An 18,481-nucleotide genomic window follows, 5' to 3' on the forward strand; every position below is an offset into this window, starting at 1 on the left:
GTGTGTGCAAAAATGTTTATCAGCGCAAAGAGCGGATGGCGTCAGTAAAGCGTTGCGTGATCTGCTGCGGTCGGGTAATTGCACCACCGACCACAACGGAATGCGCCCCCAGCGCTAAACATCGCGCCGCCATTTCTGGGGTATCCACGTTTCCCTCGGCAATGACCGGCGTCGTGCACTGCGCCAGCACCTGACGCAGGAAAGCGAAGTCGTCATGCCAGAGTTTGCTGCCCTGCGTCTCCTGAGTATAGCCGTGCAATGTTGTCCCGATACAATCAAAACCTAAAGCCTGCGCGTTTTGCGCTTCTTCTAAGGTCGCGATATCCGCCATCAGCAACAGGGACGGGAACTCCTCACGGATACGATGTACCAGCGCCGCAAGTTGCAATTCCCCCGGACGCTGATGGAACGTGGCATCCATCGCGATCATGTCCGGCGCAACAGTCATCAGCTCACGGACTTCTTTCAGGGTTGCGGTGATATAGACATCGCTTGCGGGGTAATCACGTTTGATGATGCCGATAACCGGCAGCGGCACGGTAGCGCGGATGGCTTTCACATCTGCGACGCTGTTGGCGCGGATCCCCGCGGCACCGCCCTGCATAGCGGCCAGTGCCATACGGCTCATAATAAAATCGCTGTGCAGCGGTTCGTCATCCAGCGCCTGACAGGACACGATCAACTGTCCCCTGACGGTCGTTAACATTGACTGATTCATACTCCCAACATCTCCTCAATTTCATTTTTAATAATCGTGACATGCGGTCCGTAGATCACCTGAATACCGTTTCCGCGGATCAGCACGGCGCGTGCCCCGCTCGACTTCAGCTTGTTTTCATCCACTTCGCTAGCCTGATGAACGCTGATGCGCAAACGCGTTGCGCAACAATCCAGCTCCGCGATATTGGCCGCGCCGCCCAGTGCTTCGATAATCAGTCCGGCGCGATCGGTCACGACGTTATCCTGCTGAATTTCAGCCTCATCACGCCCCGGCGTTTTCAGGTTGAAGCGCCTGATCAGGTAGCGGAAAGAGAAGTAATAAAGGGCAAACCACGGCACGCCGACCAGCGGGACGTACATCCAGTGCGTTTTGCTTTCACCCTGTAAAACCCCGAACAGAATGAAATCGATAAAGCCGCCGGAGAAAGTTTGTCCGATGGTGATCTGCAAAATGTGGGCAATCATAAAAGCCAGACCGTCGAATACCGCATGCAGGACATACAGCATCGGCGCGACAAACAGGAACGAGAACTCAATAGGTTCGGTGATCCCGGTCAGGAAGGAGGTCAGTGCCGCCGAAAGCAGCAACCCGGCGACGCGCTTTTTATTCTCAGGCCGCGCCGTGTGGTACATCGCCAGACACGCACCCACCAGACCAAACATCATGGTAATGAAGCGCCCGGACATAAACCGTGAAGTGCCGATATAAAACTGCTGCGTATTGGGGTCTGCAAGCTGGGCGAAGAAGATCCGCTGCGTGCCTTCCACCAGATGCCCGTTAATTACTTCGCTGCCGCCGAGTGCGGTGGTCCAGAAAGGCAGATAGAAAATATGATGCAGGCCGAACGGGCCGAGCATGCGCAGCACAAAACCGTAAATGAAGGTGCCAAGGTAGCCCGTCGCATCCACCAGCCCGCCCATGCCAAAAATCACTTTCTGGAAATGTGGCCAGATGAAGAACATCAACGCCCCGACCACGATGGCCGCGACGGAGCTGATGATCGGCACAAAGCGGGAACCGCCAAAAAAGCCGAGAAACTGCGGCAATTCGATTTTGTTGTAGCGCTGATGGAGCCACCACGTCACAAGACCGATCACCACGCCGCCAAATACGCCGGTTTCCAGCGTCTGAATGCCGAGCGCCATTCCCTGCCCGGCGGCACTGAGATTGGTGGTCACCAGTTGCCCTTTGAGGATCAGGATGGCGTTGATGGTGGCGTTCATCACCAGGTATCCGAGCAGCGCGGACAAGCCTGCGGTTCCTTTATCACTGCGTGCCAGCCCGACGGCGACCCCGACGGCAAACAACACCGCCAGATTGGCAAAGACGATCGATCCGGCACTGGCCATGACGGTGAAAATCGCCTGCAAGGCCGGAATATTCAGAAACGGATATGCCGTTAAGGTATTGGGGTTGGAAAGCGCCCCGCCAATACCCAGCAGCAATCCGGCTGCGGGCAAAATAGCGATAGGCAACATGAAAGACTTGCCAAACTTCTGGGCTCTTTCGAACCACGCCCCGCCCCCTGAACCATTGAATATTGACATGAGATGACTCCGCGTTGTGTTGTTGTGATAATTATTTTCACCACACTATATAATTAAAATAATAATTACCATCAAATGTGCGACGTTATCCATATGGAATTCTTCTGGCGTTAACTGCGTCACATCAGCCAAACTAGTCGGGTCAATTATTCTGAGGAGAGCCGAGTGAGTCAGACCAAGGAAACAGGCACGCTGTTACTGCGAATGCGTCAGGGACTGGAGAATTACAGTCCGACGCTGCACAAGCTGGGCAGTTTTGTGCTGGAACAGCCGCAGCGTGTGCTTTACCTGACCATCACTGAACTGGCGCGTGAGAGTGATACCAGTGAAGCCAGCGTCACGCGGCTTTGCCGCCAGCTCGGTTGCAAAGGGTTTACCGAATTTAAGATGGGTCTCGCGCTTGAGACGCGACAAAATCCGACATTGCCGTCCGCTGAAGGGAATGACGACGTTCAGACGCTGATCGAAGACAGCATCACTGCCCTGCGTGATACCGGAAAACTGCTCGATCGGCAGGTGCTGGCGGACGCCGCGTTTCGCATTCATAACGCGCGTTCCGTTCAGGTGTATGGTGTTGCAGCCAGCGCTATCGTGGCGGATTATCTGGGTTACAAGCTGCTGCGTCTGGGCAAAGCGTCGCAATGTTTCGCTGATATGCACCGCGCGGCGATGAATGCTGTGAGCCTGGATAGTCAGGATATTGTGGTCGTGGTTTCCAGCTCAGGTTCCACTAAAGATGTGTTGCACGCCGCCGCGCTGGCGAAGCGTCAGGGCACCACAGTCATCGGTATCAGCAATACGTTGCGCAGCCCGCTTTCCTCACTGGCCGATATTTTACTGGTGGCCGCCAAACCCGAAGGTCCGCTGACGGCGGGTTTACTGACGTCCAAAGTCGGCGGGATGCTGCTGGTGGAATTACTGATCAATCAGCTGTTAACGCACTCCCCGGATTATTTGCAAGCCAGCGAACACAGCGCGAGTGCCACGCTTTCTTTATTGCTGTAAGACGGAGATCTTAACGATCTCCCTGAATTGCAGACATAAAAAAACCCGCCGGAGCGGGTTTTTATGAAAGCGTTACGGGGCAGTAATTACTGACCTTTAACTTCTTTCAGACCGTTGAACGGAGCAGGAGTACCCGCAGCCGCCAGCGCTTCTTCGATACGGATCAGCTGGTTGTATTTAGCAACACGGTCAGAACGGCTCATAGAACCGGTTTTGATCTGGCCAGCAGCGGTACCCACAGCCAGGTCAGCGATGGTCGCATCTTCAGTTTCGCCTGAACGGTGAGAGATAACGGCAGTGTAGCCAGCGTCTTTCGCCATTTTGATCGCAGCCAGAGTTTCGGTCAGAGAACCGATCTGGTTGAATTTGATCAGGATGGAGTTAACGATGCCTTTGTCGATACCTTCTTTCAGGATCTTGGTGTTGGTGACGAACAGATCGTCACCTACCAGCTGGATTTTGTCGCCCAGAACTTTAGTCTGGTAAGCAAAGCCAGTCCAGTCAGACTCGTCCAGACCGTCTTCGATAGAAACGATTGGGTACTGTTTAGTCAGGTCTTCCAGGAAGTGAGTGAACTCTTCAGAAGTGAATGCTTTGTTGCCTTCGCCAGCCAGAACGTATTTGCCATCTTTGTAGAACTCAGATGCCGCACAGTCCATCGCCAGAGTGATGTCTTTACCCAGTTCGTAGCCTGCTGCTTTAACCGCTTCAGCGATGACAGCCAGCGCTTCTGCGTTAGAACCCAGGTTTGGCGCGTAGCCACCTTCGTCACCAACAGCAGTACCCATGCCTTTAGATTTCAGCACTTTAGCCAGGGTGTGGAACACTTCAGAACCCATGCGGATAGCTTCTTTCAGCGTTTTAGCGCCAACAGGCTGGATCATGAACTCTTGAATATCAACGTTGTTATCAGCGTGTTCGCCGCCGTTGATGATGTTCATCATAGGCAGTGGCATAGAGTATTTGCCCGGGGTGCCGTTCAGTTCTGCGATGTGTGCGTACAGTGGCAGACCTTTAGAAGCCGCAGCCGCTTTAGCAGCAGCCAGGGAAACAGCCAGAATCGCGTTAGCACCGAACTTAGATTTGTTCTCAGTACCGTCCAGATCGATCATGATCTTGTCGATGTTAGCCTGATCTTTCGCGTCTTTACCGGTTACAGCCTGAGCGATAGGACCGTTAACCGCAGCAACGGCTTTCAGTACGCCTTTGCCCAGGAAACGGGATTTGTCACCGTCACGCAGTTCCAGCGCTTCGCGGGAACCGGTAGAAGCACCAGATGGCGCAGCAGCCAGACCAACAAAACCACCTTCCAGATGAACTTCAGCTTCTACGGTCGGGTTACCACGGGAGTCGATGATTTCACGGCCGATAACTTTAACGATTTTAGACATTAAGATTTCCTCAGTACAAGTTAACTAAAGCTTCAGACAAGAGATGCGCCAATGGCGCATCTCTTCCCCGGTATTTTATTTTACCTGACGCTTCTGATACTCACCGGCAGCCTTCACGAAGCCTGCAAACAACGGATGACCATCACGCGGCGTTGACGTAAATTCTGGATGGAACTGACAAGCGACAAACCACGGATGGTTAGGCAGCTCGATGATTTCCACCAGTTGCTTATCGCCAGAGCGACCGGCTACGCGTAAACCTGCGGCTTCGATTTGTTTGAGCAGCATATTGTTCACTTCGTAACGGTGACGATGGCGTTCAACTATTGTCGGCTCGCCGTACATCTCACGAACCAGGCTACCGTCGTTCAGGTGACATTGCTGTCCGCCCACACGCATGGTGCCGCCTAAATCACTGTCTTCGGAACGTACTTCGACGTTACCTTCTTCATCGCGCCATTCGGTGATGAGTGCAACCACCGGGAACTTACAGTCTGGCACAAATTCGGTGGAGTTGGCGTTCTCCATACCCGCAACGTTACGGGCGAACTCAATCAGCGCAACCTGCATACCCAGACAAATGCCCAGATAAGGAATGTTATTTTCACGTGCATAACGCGCCGTTGCCACTTTCCCTTCCACACCACGGTAGCCGAAGCCACCCGGGATAAGGATCGCGTCCAGGCCTTTCAGCACCTCGACACCTCGGGTTTCGACATCCTGAGAATCGATAAGTTTAATGTTCACGGTCAGACGATTTTTCAGGCCGCCGTGTTTGAGCGCTTCAATCACAGATTTATAAGCATCTGGCAGCTCAATGTACTTACCGACCATGCCGATAGTCACTTCACCGCCCGGATTGGCTTCTTCGTAAACAACCTGCTCCCATTCGGACAAGTTGGCTTCCGGTGCGTTGATGCTGAAACGTTTACAAATATAGTCGTCCAGACCCTGAGATTTCAATAGGGCCGGGATTTTATAAATAGAATCAACGTCTTTAAGGGAGATAACCGCTTTTTCCGGCACGTTACAGAACAACGCAATTTTCGCGCGTTCGTTGGCAGGCACAGCGCGGTCAGAACGGCAAATCAGCACGTCCGGCTGGATACCGATAGACAGCAGTTCTTTTACAGAATGCTGGGTCGGTTTGGTTTTCACTTCACCGGCTGCCGCCATGTAAGGCACCAGTGTCAGGTGCATATACAGCGTATGCTCACGGCCCACTTCAACTGCCATCTGACGAATCGCTTCCAGGAACGGCAGGGATTCGATATCACCGACAGTACCGCCAATTTCAACCAGCACGACATCGTGGCCTTCGCCGCCTTCAATGATGCGTTCTTTGATGTTGTTGGTGATGTGCGGGATAACCTGGATGGTTGCGCCGAGATAGTCGCCACGGCGCTCTTTGCGCAGCACGTCGGAATAAATACGGCCAGTGGTGAAGTTGTTGCGACGAGTCATCTTGGTGCGGATGAAGCGCTCGTAGTGACCCAGATCGAGATCGGTTTCAGCGCCATCTTCGGTAACGAAGACTTCGCCATGTTGAGTTGGGCTCATCGTACCCGGATCCACGTTGATATACGGGTCCAGTTTCATGATGGTCACGTTGAGGCCACGGGCTTCGAGAATAGCCGCCAGAGAGGCTGCGGCAATGCCTTTACCCAGAGAGGATACGACCCCGCCGGTCACAAAAATATAATTAGTTGTCATGCTGAACCTGAGAGGTTAGGTTTAAAGATGATGGAGTAACCAAGACGGGAAAACAGTATACCGGAACCTTGTGTGCGCCACAAATAAACGTTTTGCTGTCCATCATCGTTTTCCTTACCGTCAGTTCAGAAGGGTTAACCCTGCCAGCGCTGTTCTTTCATTCTTTCAAAAACAAACAGTTAGCTTGTAAAAAGTGCTGTGTTGTTCGCATGACGCACTAAAACATCTTAGATTTCAATTTGTTGGACTTTACTGCTCTCAGATCAGCCGGTTAAGCACTGAATGACATTGAGCTTAACCGTTTCAGCAGATTCAGATCTTGTTTCCGATCAAAGTCGGAGAGCTAACTCAGCCTTCCTGCTTTTTCACCTGCTGCCAGGCGTCTTCCATCTGTTCAAGTGTAGCATCTTCCATGTTTAAGCCTTTTCCACGGATAATTTCCTCGACCTGCCTGAAACGGCGCTCAAACTTGCGGTTGGCCGCCTGCAACGCATCTTCCGCTTTGTGGCCTAAATGGCGGGAAAGATTAACCGTCGCGAACAGCAGGTCGCCGATTTCCTCGCCGAGCTTTTCTTCATCGATCACTGCCTGACGCGCTTCAAACATCACTTCGTCGATCTCTTCGTAGACTTTGTCGAGCACCGGCCCGAGTGTGGTCCAGTCGAACCCGACATTCGAACAACGCTTCTGAATTTTGTGTGCTTTCATCAGCGCAGGCAACGCGGAAGGAATGTCATCGAGCGCCGAATGCAGGGATTTCTCCGCCCGCTCTTGTGCCTTACGCGCTTCCCATTTGACCAGCACATCCTGACTGCTGGCGTCTTTCGACCAGGCCGCTTCCTGCCCAAAGATTTGCGGATGGCGGCGCTCTAATTTGTCCGAAATAGCATTGCAGATGTCGTCAAACTCAAACAGCCCTTGTTCGCTGCCCATCTGCGCGTAAAACACCACCTGAAACAGCAGATCACCCAGTTCGTCGCGCACATCGTCGTAATCTTTGCGGGCAATGGCATCCAGCACTTCGTAGGTTTCTTCCAGCGTGTACGGGGCAATCGTCTCGAAAGTTTGCTCTTTATCCCACGGGCAGCCCGCTTCAGGGTCGCGCAGGGTTTTCATAATGGTGAGCAGGCGTTGTAAAGAAGAGTCGGTCATGGGATCTGTCCGTTTTAAAATAGAGGAGTCAAAAACATAAAAGAAAAGGCCCGACTGGCGGGCCTTATAAGCGTTTGATCAGCTGCCGTGAAGCCGCTTGGCTTCAATTACATCCGGCAACTGGTTCAGTTTGGCAATCACACGTCCCAGCACCTGCGGGTTGTAGATTTCGATATCCATGTCGATAGTCGCCAGTTGCTGGCGTGTGTCGCTGCGGCTGGCAACACCGAGTACGTTCACTTTTTCATTGGCAAGAATCGTGGTGATATCACGCAGCAGGCCGCTGCGGTCGTTAGCCACCACACGTACCACCAGTGAATACCCGCTGGAGTAACTTTCGCCCCATACGGCATCGACCACACGTTCCGGCGCATTCGAACGTAAATCTTCCAGTTGATCACAGTCGGCACGGTGGATGGAAATCCCGCGGCCCTGAGTGATGTAACCGACGATTTCGTCGCCCGGGATCGGCTGACAACAGCGCGCAATGTGGTGCATCAGATTACCGACACCTTCAACCACCACGCGGCCATTGTCTTTGGTACGGGTCGGTGGCGGCGTGGTTTTCTGCGTCAGCTGGCGCAAAGCTTCTTTATCCAGCTCTTCCGCACTCGGCTTTTTCAGCTGCGATTGCAGGAAGTTCACCATCTGATTCAGACGGATATCGCCGTTACCGATTGCGGCCAGCACTTCATCCAGCGAGTTGACGTTGTAGCGTGGCAGCAGCAGTTTCTCGGCATCTTTGATGCTGATATCCAGTCTGTCCAGCTCGTCATCGAGGATCTGTTTACCGGCAATAATGTTCTTATCGCGATCCTGTTTACGGAACCAGTTTTGAATTTTCGAGCGCCCGCGGCTGGTCGTGACGTAACCCAGACTTGGGTTCAGCCAGTCGCGGCTTGGGTTCGCATGCTTCTGGGTGATGATTTCAATCTGATCGCCCATATGCAACTGATAGGTGAACGGCACGATGCGGCCGCCAATTTTCGCCCCGATACACCGGTGCCCCACATCACTGTGGATGTGATACGCAAAGTCGAGCGGCGTGGAGCCCATCGGCAGGTCGATCACGTCGCCTTTTGGCGTAAACACGTAGACGCGATCGTCGAACACCTGGCTGCGCACTTCGTCGAGCATTTCGCCCGAATCGGCCATTTCTTCCTGCCACGCGATAAGTTTCCGCAGCCAGGCAATACGACCTTCATAGCCCCCGCTGCGGCCACCGACCACAGCGGTGCCTTCCTTGTATTTCCAGTGAGCCGCGACGCCCAGCTCAGCATCTTCATGCATCTGACGCGTGCGGATCTGCACTTCCAGCGTTTTCCCACGCGGCCCCAGCACCACAGTGTGAATCGACTGATAACCGTTCGGTTTCGGGTTGGCGACATAATCGTCGAACTCATCCGGCAGATGGCGGAAATGAGTGTGCACAATCCCTAATGCGGCGTAACAATCCTGTAAACGCTCCACCACAATACGCACGGCACGCACGTCGAAGAGTTCGTCGAAGGACAGGGATTTTTTCTGCATCTTGCGCCAGATGCTGTAGATATGCTTGGGACGGCCGTAAACATCAACTTTGATGCCCTCTTCGGCCATCGCATTTTTAACGGTCGACACAAAATCGTCGATGTACTGCTCACGGTCGATACGGCGTTCATGCAGCAGTTTGGCGATGCGTTTGTATTCGTCAGGATGCAGATAACGGAAGCAGAAATCTTCCAGCTCCCATTTCAACTGGCCGATACCCAGACGGTTAGCCAGCGGCGCATAAATATTGGTACATTCTTTGGCCGCCAGTACGCGCTCTTCTTCCGGCGCATCTTTCACTTCGCGCAGATGAGCGATACGTTCAGCCAGTTTCAGCACCACGCAGCGGAAATCTTCCACCATCGCCAGCAGCATGCGGCGGACGTTGTCCACCTGCTCGGAAGCCATGGAATCGTTTTGCGTGGCTTTCAGCTGGCGGATGGCATCCATATCACGCACGCCATGTACCAGATCAGTAATGGCTTTACCGAACTGTTGGGTCAGGGTGTCTTCATCAATGATGCCGTCATCAACCAGCGGGAACAGCAGCGCCGCGCGCATACTGTCGTTATCCATGCTGAGGGTCGAGAGGATTTCAACCATCTCCAGACCGCGCCATAGCAGCAGCGAGGCGTCAGGATGGCCCTGCGTTTGTTGCTCGCAGTAGCGCCAGGTTTCGGCTAAACGCTCACATGATTGCTGGCTGGACAGTCCTAAACTATTGATCCAGTCGTCGAGCGCGAACTCGCCAGCCGTGTTCAGATGTGCACTTCTTACCGCAACCATACCCTCTCCCTACGTTTCTGACACAACACCTGTGTCAGACGGGTTGATAAACAGAGCCATCGATTCAAGGTGACCGGTGTGCGGGAACATATCCAGCATACGCACCCCGGCCAAACGATAACCCGCCTCCAACAAAATTTTACTGTCCCGCGCCAATGTTGTGGGGTTGCATGACACATACACCACACGCGCCGGGGCAAGCTTAACAATATGCGTCATCACGCCAGCAGCGCCACCCCGGGCCGGGTCCAGCAAGATTTTATTGAAACCTTGTGCCGCCCAGGGTTGTTTACTGACATCATCTTCCAGATTCTCATGGAAGAAGGACACATTCTCTAATCCATTATTCCGGGCATTATCTTGCCCATTCGCCACCAGTGTAGCAACACCTTCGACGCCGACAACCTGGTTAGCTCTTTTTGCCAGCGGAAGGGTGAAATTCCCCATCCCGCAGAACAAATCCAGCACGCGATCTTCCGGCGTCAGTTCCAGCCAGTCCAGGGCCTGCGCCACCATTTGCTGGTTAACGGCGTCATTCACCTGAATAAAATCGCGCGGGCCAAATTTCAGATTCAAACCATCAATCTGATAATAAGGGGGTTCGCCGCACAAAGGCTCCAGAGTCTCGCTGTCAGGCGCCAGAAAAATCGTTAACTGATGTTGCGCCGCAAACGCCGTCAGGCGCGCACGATCGGCTTCACTGAGCGGTTCAAGATGACGCAGCACCAACAGCGGGCCGTTATCCGCCAGCACCATTTCCAGATGCCCGAGGCGTTTCGCCGCCGATAATGACGACAAACATTCCTGCACCGGCACCAGCAGTTGCTCCAGCTCAGGCCGCAGCACCGGACAACGGGTAATCGCTACCAGATCGTTGGAGCCTTCCTGACGGAACCCCATCACCAGCGGGCCGCTGACGGCACCGGCTTTACGCCCCGGTTTAACGCCCGCAATTTGCAATCCCAGACGCGCACGACGGCGGTAACCGTATTGCGGACCGGCAATCACTGGCAGCGGATCCGCCAGAATACCGGTTTCGCGGGAAATCAGGCGTAATAACGCCGCTGATTTACTGCGCTGTTGCAGTGCCTCGCTGGCGTGCTGCTGTTGACACCCGCCGCAAGTGGAATAGTGCGGACACAGCGGTTTTACCCGATCGTCGCTGGTGGTCAGCAAACGCTTCAGCTTACCTTTGGCGTACTTGCTTTTATCTTCTGTTAAAGTGACTTCTGCCTGTTCGCCGGGCAGTAAACCACTGACAAATACGGCTTTGCCATTGTGGCGTGCCACACCTTGCCCGAAAGTATCAAGGTCGGTGGCGGTCACAGTTATCGTTTGCCGGGTCGTCACGCGACGGTTCGGAGAGTAGAATTGAGCCATTATTGTCGATTACACGCTGGTTTATTAAGCTTACTTTAGCTAATTCTCCCACATTGGAACCTCATGACCAAATATAGCCTTCGCGCACGGATGATGATCCTGATTCTGGCACCGACATTAATGATCGGTTTGCTGCTCAGCACCTTCTTTGTGGTGCACCGCTACAACGAGTTGCAGAACCAGCTGACAGAAGCCGGAGCCAGTATTATCGAGCCTCTGGCAGTCGCAAGCGAATATGGCATGACGTTCCGGGAACGCGAACCGGTGAAACGGCTGATCAGCCGTCTGCACCGTAATCACTCTGATATTGTACGCAGCATCAGTGTGTTTGATGGCGAGAACAAACTGTTTGCCAGTTCGACCAGCCAGCATGATGACAGTCCGTTGCAGGTAAAACGCATCGAAGACATTCCGCGCGAGCTGACGAAAACCCGTTCCGGCGATGTGCTGATCCTGCGCACGCCCATTCAGGCTGAAAACCATACGGAAGCGGATGACGAAACCTTCAGTGCCTCGCCGGACAACCGGCTGGGTTATATCGCCATTGAACTGGATTTACGTTCGGTAAAACTGGCGCAATATCAGGAAGCGTTCGTATCCACCATGCTGTTATTGCTGTGTCTGGGTATCGCCACGCTGTTCGCTTACCGCCTGATGCGCGACGTGACAGGACCGATCCGTAACATGGTGAATACCGTTGACCGCATCCGCCGCGGGCAGCTCGACAGCCGCGTGGAAGGCAACATGCCGGGCGAACTGAGCATGCTAAAAAACGGCATTAACTCGATGGCGATGTCGCTGACGGCCTACCACGAAGAAGTGCAGCAGAATATCGATCAGGCAACGTCAGACCTGCGCGAAACGCTGGAGCAGATGGAAATCCAAAACGTCGAGCTGGATCTGGCGAAGAAACGTGCCCAGGAAGCGGCGCGTATCAAATCTGAATTCCTGGCGAACATGTCCCACGAGCTGCGAACACCGCTCAACGGCGTGATCGGCTTTACCCGCCAGACACTGAAAACACCGCTTTCGCCAACGCAGGCGGACTATCTGCAAACCATTGAGCGCTCTGCGAATCACCTGTTAACCATCATTAATGACGTGCTGGATTTCTCCAAGCTGGAAGCGGGCAAACTGGTGCTCGAGCATATTCCGTTCTCGCTGCGTGAAATGCTCGATGAAGTGGTTATTTTGCTGGCGCACACCGCGCATGATAAAGGTCTGGAACTGACGCTGAACGTCCACAACAACGTGCCGGAAAACGTGCTGGGCGATCCAATGCGCATGCAGCAAGTGGTGACTAACTTGCTGGGAAATGCGATTAAATTTACTGAAACCGGCAACATCGATATCAATGTCGAGCTGCGTTCGCAGAACAATTTGCAGGTGGAACTGGAAGTGCAGATCCACGATACCGGCATCGGGATTTCCGAACGTCAGCAGTCGCAATTGTTCCAGGCTTTCCGTCAGGCTGATGCCAGCATTTCGCGCCGACATGGCGGCACCGGATTAGGGCTGGTGATCACCCAGCGTCTGGTGAAAGAAATGGGCGGAGACATCAGTTTCTACAGCCAGCTGAACCGCGGTTCGACCTTCTGGTTCCACGTCACGCTCGAGCTGAATGAAAACCGTCATATCACGCCGGTTTCCATGAATCATCTTGAAGGCAAACGTCTGGCCTATGTTGAAGCCAATCCGGCGGCGGCGAAAGCCACGATGGAAATCCTGCAGGCCACACCGCTGGATATCACACATCGCACCACGCTGGCTGCGCTTCCTGAGCCATGGTACGACATCATGTTGTGCAGCATTCCGGTCAAACCGGATCAGGTTCTGGCGGACTACGAGGGTAAATTGCAGAAAGTGCTGGGCATGACACAGCACCTTCTGCTGGCGCTGCCGAGTCAGTTCCAGGTGGATGCCGAAGAATTGAAAAGGCGTGGCGTTCAGGCCTGTCTGATTAAACCGATGTCGAGTATCCGCCTGCTGCCGCTGTTGTTACATGAACAACAGGCTTCCGTCCGGGTGATCGGTAACGACGAAGATAAAACCTCGCGTCTGCCGCTGACCGCCATGGCGGTGGATGACAATCCGGCAAACCTCAAACTGATTGGCGCCTTGCTGGAAGAACTGGTGGAAACCACCGTGCTTTGTCACAGCGGTGAAGAAGCCATCGATGTCGCACGTCATACCGATCTGGACATTATTCTGATGGATATTCAGATGCCCGATATCGACGGCATTCGCGCCAGCGAAATCATCCACCAGATGGCGCGCCATGCCAAAACGCCGGTGGTGGCCGTCACCGCGCACTCGCTGAGCGGCGAGCGTGAACAGTTACTGAAACTGGGGATGGACGATTACCTGTCTAAACCCATTGATGAAAGCATGCTGAAAAATGTTCTGTCGCGCCATCATCAGCATCAGACACAGCTGGATTCACCGTTGCAGGCCAGCGAGTCACTCGCGCCGATCAGCACACTCGACTGGCAACTGGCACTGAGTCAGTCAGCCAATAAAGTCGCGCTGGCGCAGGATTTGCTGCAAATGCTGGTGGAGTTTCTGCCGCAGGTGGCAGAACGGGTGGAAGCCGTCACGCGTGGCGAACCGGACGACGATATTCTGGCGCTGATCCACAAGCTTCATGGCAGTTGCAGCTACAGCGGCGTACCCCGTCTGAAACGACTGTGTTTCTACATTGAACAACAGCTTCGTCAGGGCGTCAGCGCGGAAACGCTGGAACCGGAATGGTTTGAACTCCTTGATGAAATTGACAACGTGAAGCGCGCAGCAGTGGCGTATTTACCGAGGTAGTCATTAAAAAGATTAACGCCCGGCATCGTCCGGGCGTTTTCGTGTCGTCAGAACCAGGTCGTCACCGCGCCGGTCACATCCCACTGTTCATTCACCAGCAACAACTGACGCCATTTGTCGAACGTCAGGCACGGATGGCAGATATCAAACACCAGCATGTCGCCGACTTTCAAATCCGCATCTTCCGGGATCGACATAAACGCATGCTGATCCATCATCGCGAACACCTTCCAGTCGTCAGGCGCGGGCACCACCGTGGTGTATCCGGCCTGTGTGGCGCTGCGCGGACGAAAATGTCCGGCCGCTTTCGGGTATCCGGCATCATAACCGGCATCACGTTTGCCGAACGCAATAATGGCCCTGCCCGGTTCCGGCAACGACTGCACGGCTGCCCAGACCTGCAACGCTGGCTGTAAACTGCTGTTCATTTCACGCGCCACCGGATTGCTGGTTTGCATGCGTTCCAGCGCCGCCTGATACGCACCAACGTCGTGTGTCACGTAACAACCGGAACGCAGAATGATATCCAGCACGTAGCGTTTTTCTGCATCAAGATGGGTTTCTTCCCGCGTCAGTTCCTCGGCAACCACATCGAACCAGGCGGAACCTGCACCGGTCAAAATCACCTGGGGTTCAGCAAATTCTCCGGCCTGCGCCAGCGCTTCGGTACGTGTCATCACGTGACGCAGGAAGCTGCGGATCACCGCTTCATCATTGCTCACGCCTTCATAAAGCTCGACGCCGACCAGCGCCAGTGACTGCGGCCAGCGCTTCACCGCCGCCAGTACGTCGGCTTCCTGTTGTTCGGTGCGAATACCGGTGCGCCCGCCCGTTATGCCGTACTCAAACATCACCCGCAGTTTCTGCCGCTGGCTGGCAAAATAGTGCCCGAGCGCATCGGCGTTCTCAGCAGAATCCACGATGCAGGTAAAATCAAATGCCGGGTCATCACGCAGCAACCCGGCAATGATCGCCATGTTGCCTTTCCCCACCAACTGATTCGCCATGATCACTTTGCGCACACCGTGCCGGAACGCGGCATTAACCTGCGGTGCCGTTGCCAGCGTGATGCCCCATGCGCCGAATTCCAGCTGCATCTGATACAACTCAGGGCTCATGGTGGTTTTGCCGTGCGGTGCCAGTTTGAGCTGATAACGCTGGATAAATTCACGCATCCAGGAAAGGTTGTGTTCGATTCTCTCTTCGAGCAGCACCGCCACCGGCAGGCTGACGTCTTCACGCAGGATATTCCAGCCCTGTTCACGGATATCGCGCATGCGCGCACCGTCACTCAGCGGCCCCAGCCCTTTCGTTTGCGTATTAACCGGCTGCTGTGAAAAATCGATCTCTGACATACGTGTTTTCTCATTGGCGAATGTCTTTAAAACCTAACGTAAAACCGAGGGAAATAAAATACAAAAACCGGCGCAGGCTGGGCCTGAACACCGGTTTTATATCCTGAGTGCTGTCGGTTAAAGCTTTTGCGATAACTTAATAGTGGCGGCAATATTTCGTGCTGATTTACGCAAGTTGTCTGCGGCGTTTTTCAGGGCATCATCGAGCGTACAAATGCTGTAGAGCACGCTGAAAACAGCATCCAGACCATGGTCGTAAACGACATCAACATCTTTTGTCAGACTGCCGGCAATACCAATCACGGGCTTGTTGTAACGTTTAGCCACCCGTGCCACACCAATTGGCACTTTGCCATTGATGCTCTGACTGTCAATCCGCCCTTCACCGGTAATCACCAGCGTGGCATCTTTCACCAGTTCATCCAACCCCAGCGCATCGGTGACGATCTCAATGCCCTGGCGCAGTTCGGCATGACAGAACCCGTAAAGTGCCGCTCCCATGCCACCGGCAGCACCGGCTCCGGGAACATGCTCAACGTCAATACCCAGATCCTGTTTGATCACCCGGGCGTAATGATGCAGATAGCCGTCGAGCTGTTCGATCATCTCCGGTGTTGCCCCTTTTTGCGGGCCGAAGATGGCAGAAGCTCCGTCCTTGCCGGTCAGCGGATTCGTGACGTCACAGGCCACTTCAAAGCGGCATGTTTTAATTCGCGGATCCAAACCGCTGATATCAATGTGGTGCAGTTTTTCCAGCTCGCCGCCGCCCTGACCAATAGATTTGCCATCTTTGGTCAGCAACTTCGCGCCCAGCGCCTGCATCATGCCAGCGCCACCATCGTTGGTCGCACTGCCGCCAATCCCGATAATGCAATGTTTTACGCCGTGGCCGAGAGCAGAATGGATCAATTCCCCTGTACCATACGACGTGGTTTTCAGCGGATTACGTTGCGCCGGAGGAACACTTTCCAGCCCGCTGGCCGCCGCCATTTCGATGAAAGCGATTTTCTCATCACCTGAAAGGCCAAAAAACGCTTCAAGCGGGGTGCCCAGTGGTCCGGTGACGTTCACCTTCACCACACGCCCACCGGTAGCCGCCACCATGGCCTCCACCGTGCCTTCGCCGCCATCGGCAACCGGCAACTTGACGTACTCTGCCTCGGGGAAAATCTCACGGAACCCACTCTCGATGGCTTTTGCCACATCCAAAGCAGACAAACTTTCTTTGTATGAATCCGGTGCGATCACTATTTTCATAAAGTCATTACCTTCATAAACTGCACGCGCCGATGTGGAAAAGCGTCCTGTCAGTTTTGCATCCTGCCTGAAGGGCCGCGCGCCAGCCGTGTTGATTCAGCGCCGCGCGTCCGCCGCAGACTAACGGGTAACTTCAACCTTCGCTAAGGTTTCATAATAGCGTGCAATAGCGCTATGGTCAGATTGCCCGTGACCATCCGCTTTCAATGCCTGCATCATTTCCATGACCAGCGAGGTCAGAGGCAGTTGTGCGCCGACGCTGTGTGAGGTGTCCAGTGCGTTCGCTAAATCTTTGATGTGTAAATCAATACGGAAGCCCGGTTTGAAGTTGCGGTCCATCACCATCGGCGCTTTCGCTTCCAGCACGGTACTGCCTGCCAGACCACCACGAATTGCCTGGAAAACCAGATCCGGATCCACGCCCGCTTTGGTTGCCAGCACCAGTGCTTCTGACATCGCCGCAATGTTCAGCGCCACAATCACCTGGTTCGCCAGCTTGGTCACGTTGCCCGCACCAATATCACCGGTATGCACCACCGAACCTGCCATGGATTTCATGATTTCATAGCATTTATCAAACACGGCTTTGTCGCCACCCACCATCACGGACAGGGTGCCGTCGATGGCTTTTGGTTCACCACCGGAGACCGGCGCATCGAGCATCGCGATTTGTTTAGCGGCCAGCGCCTCACTGATTTCACGACTTGCCAGCGGCGCGATAGAACTCATGTCGATGAAAATGGTGCCCGGACGAGCGCCTTCAATCAGACCATTTTCGCCCAGCGCCACGTCTCTCACTTGCGGCGAGTTTGGCAGCATGGTGATGATCACATCAGAAACCGCAGCCACCGCTTTTGGTGTGTCTGCGGCTGTCGCGCCGAGTTGGACAATTTCGCCGACGGTATCCTGATTGCGGTCCATAACGACCAGCTCGTAACCTGCTTTCAGCAGGTTTTTGCTCATAGGCTTGCCCATGATGCCTAAACCAATAAAGCCAATTTTCATTCGGGTATCCTCTTTATATTGATGTAATGAGAGCGGATCACTGGGTGAAGCGATCGCACAGCGCCTGTGTGCCTGCACGGAAAACGCCTAAATCACTGCCAACCGCCACGAAGGTCGCGCCCCACTCCAGATAACGGCGCGCATCCGCTTCAACCGGTGCCAGAATACCGCTCGGTTTGCCATGCGCTTTTGCACGCGCAAAAATGTGACGGATAGCGGCCTGCACGTCCGGGTGTCCGGCGTTGCCCAGATGCCCCATGCCTGCGGCCAGATCACTCGGGCCGACGAAAATGCCATCGATGCCATCAACGGCAGCAATCGCGTCCAGATTATCGACGCCCTGCTGGCTTTCGATTTGCACCATCACCGCGATGTTGTCATTGATACTGTTGAAGTAATCCGGCACGGTGCCGAACATGTTGCTGCGGTGGGAAACGGAAACGCCGCGGATCCCGGCAGGCGGATAACGGGTAGAAGCAACGGCCAGCTCAGCCTGTTCCTGTGTTTCCACAAACGGCACCAGGAAATTGTAGAAACCGATATCCAGCAGACGTTTAATCACCACCGGATCGTTGAATTGCGGACGAACTACCGGCGCGCTGCGGCTGCCTTTCAGCGCCATCAGCTGCGGCACAAAAGTGCTAACATCGTTTGGCGCGTGTTCGCCGTCGAGCAGCAGCCAGTCAAAACCTGCAAGGCCAAGCACTTCGGTTGAGATCGGGCTGGATAATGCTGACCAACAGCCAATCAGGGTTTTCCCTTGCAATAAGTCCTGGCGGAACCGGTTTGGAATCATTTGATTACTCATATCTGACCTCATAAAAG

The 18,481-nt window shown here is 54.2% G+C and carries 13 protein-coding genes; 2 read left to right on the top strand and 11 right to left on the bottom strand.

Annotated elements, in window-relative coordinates; translation table 11 throughout:
• Positions 1–19: 19 nt before the first annotated feature.
• Positions 20–718, bottom strand: a complete 699-nt coding sequence (locus tag AACU55_RS25015) for an N-acetylmannosamine-6-phosphate 2-epimerase (protein ID WP_134706350.1) — start codon at positions 716–718, stop codon at positions 20–22.
• Positions 715–2,268 carry a PTS transporter subunit EIIC gene (locus AACU55_RS25020; RefSeq protein ID WP_013573998.1) on the bottom strand — a complete coding sequence of 518 codons (1,554 nt, stop codon included), beginning with the start codon at positions 2,266–2,268 and terminating at the stop codon, positions 715–717. The genes AACU55_RS25015 and AACU55_RS25020 overlap by 4 nt, the downstream gene beginning before the upstream one ends.
• Positions 2,269–2,472: 204 nt before the next feature.
• Here AACU55_RS25020 and AACU55_RS25025 point away from each other — a divergent pair, with 204 nt between their 5' ends.
• Positions 2,473–3,273 carry a MurR/RpiR family transcriptional regulator gene (locus AACU55_RS25025; protein WP_197060716.1) on the top strand — a complete coding sequence of 267 codons (801 nt, stop codon included), beginning with the start codon at positions 2,473–2,475 and terminating at the stop codon, positions 3,271–3,273.
• An 86-nt stretch (positions 3,274–3,359) separates the two neighbouring features.
• On the opposite strand, the gene eno is transcribed toward AACU55_RS25025, so the two are convergent.
• The 5 genes from eno to rlmD all read right to left on the bottom strand — a co-directional run bounded on the left by eno (position 3,360) and on the right by rlmD (position 11,225).
• Positions 3,360–4,664: a phosphopyruvate hydratase gene (gene eno / locus AACU55_RS25030; RefSeq protein ID WP_013573995.1), complete on the bottom strand. Its 1,305-nt coding sequence runs from the start codon at positions 4,662–4,664 to the stop codon at positions 3,360–3,362.
• A 75-nt stretch (positions 4,665–4,739) separates the two neighbouring features.
• Positions 4,740–6,377: a glutamine hydrolyzing CTP synthase gene (pyrG, locus tag AACU55_RS25035; protein ID WP_013573994.1), complete on the bottom strand. Its 1,638-nt coding sequence runs from the start codon at positions 6,375–6,377 to the stop codon at positions 4,740–4,742.
• A 348-nt stretch (positions 6,378–6,725) separates the two neighbouring features.
• Positions 6,726–7,529, bottom strand: a complete 804-nt coding sequence (gene mazG, locus AACU55_RS25040) for a nucleoside triphosphate pyrophosphohydrolase (protein WP_013573993.1) — start codon at positions 7,527–7,529, stop codon at positions 6,726–6,728.
• 78 nt (positions 7,530–7,607) lie between these two features.
• The gene (gene relA / locus AACU55_RS25045) at positions 7,608–9,845 is read right to left on the bottom strand and encodes a GTP diphosphokinase (RefSeq protein WP_013573992.1); all 2,238 of its coding nucleotides are present in this window, start codon (positions 9,843–9,845) and stop codon (positions 7,608–7,610) included.
• Positions 9,846–9,854: 9 nt separating this feature from the next.
• A complete protein-coding gene (rlmD, locus tag AACU55_RS25050) occupies positions 9,855–11,225 on the bottom strand; it encodes a 23S rRNA (uracil(1939)-C(5))-methyltransferase RlmD (RefSeq protein ID WP_134706352.1) in 1,371 nt (456 codons plus the stop codon).
• A 63-nt stretch (positions 11,226–11,288) separates the two neighbouring features.
• Between rlmD and barA the strand changes: the two genes are divergently transcribed.
• Positions 11,289–14,039 carry a two-component sensor histidine kinase BarA gene (gene barA, locus AACU55_RS25055; protein WP_134706354.1) on the top strand — a complete coding sequence of 917 codons (2,751 nt, stop codon included), beginning with the start codon at positions 11,289–11,291 and terminating at the stop codon, positions 14,037–14,039.
• Positions 14,040–14,086: 47 nt separating this feature from the next.
• Here the strand turns inward: barA and AACU55_RS25060 are convergent, their stop codons facing one another.
• The 4 genes from AACU55_RS25060 to garL all read right to left on the bottom strand — a co-directional run bounded on the left by AACU55_RS25060 (position 14,087) and on the right by garL (position 18,464).
• On the bottom strand, positions 14,087–15,394 hold the full coding sequence (locus tag AACU55_RS25060; protein WP_013573989.1) for an amino acid deaminase: 1,308 nt from the start codon (positions 15,392–15,394) through the stop codon (positions 14,087–14,089).
• Between the two features lie 117 nt (positions 15,395–15,511).
• On the bottom strand, positions 15,512–16,651 hold the full coding sequence (locus AACU55_RS25065) for a glycerate kinase (protein WP_013573988.1): 1,140 nt from the start codon (positions 16,649–16,651) through the stop codon (positions 15,512–15,514).
• A gap of 120 nt (positions 16,652–16,771) precedes the next feature.
• Positions 16,772–17,710 (bottom strand): 2-hydroxy-3-oxopropionate reductase, encoded by a 939-nt coding sequence (garR, locus tag AACU55_RS25070; protein WP_256369601.1) that lies wholly within the window; start codon positions 17,708–17,710, stop codon positions 16,772–16,774.
• A complete protein-coding gene (gene garL, locus AACU55_RS25075; RefSeq protein WP_013573986.1) occupies positions 17,694–18,464 on the bottom strand; it encodes a 2-dehydro-3-deoxyglucarate aldolase in 771 nt (256 codons plus the stop codon). Before garL ends, garR begins: the two co-directional genes overlap by 17 nt.
• Between the last annotated feature and the right edge of the window lie 17 nt (positions 18,465–18,481).

The organism is Rahnella sp. CJA17(1/100), from assembly GCF_963881615.1.
Lineage (GTDB): Bacteria > Pseudomonadota > Gammaproteobacteria > Enterobacterales > Enterobacteriaceae > Rahnella > Rahnella aceris.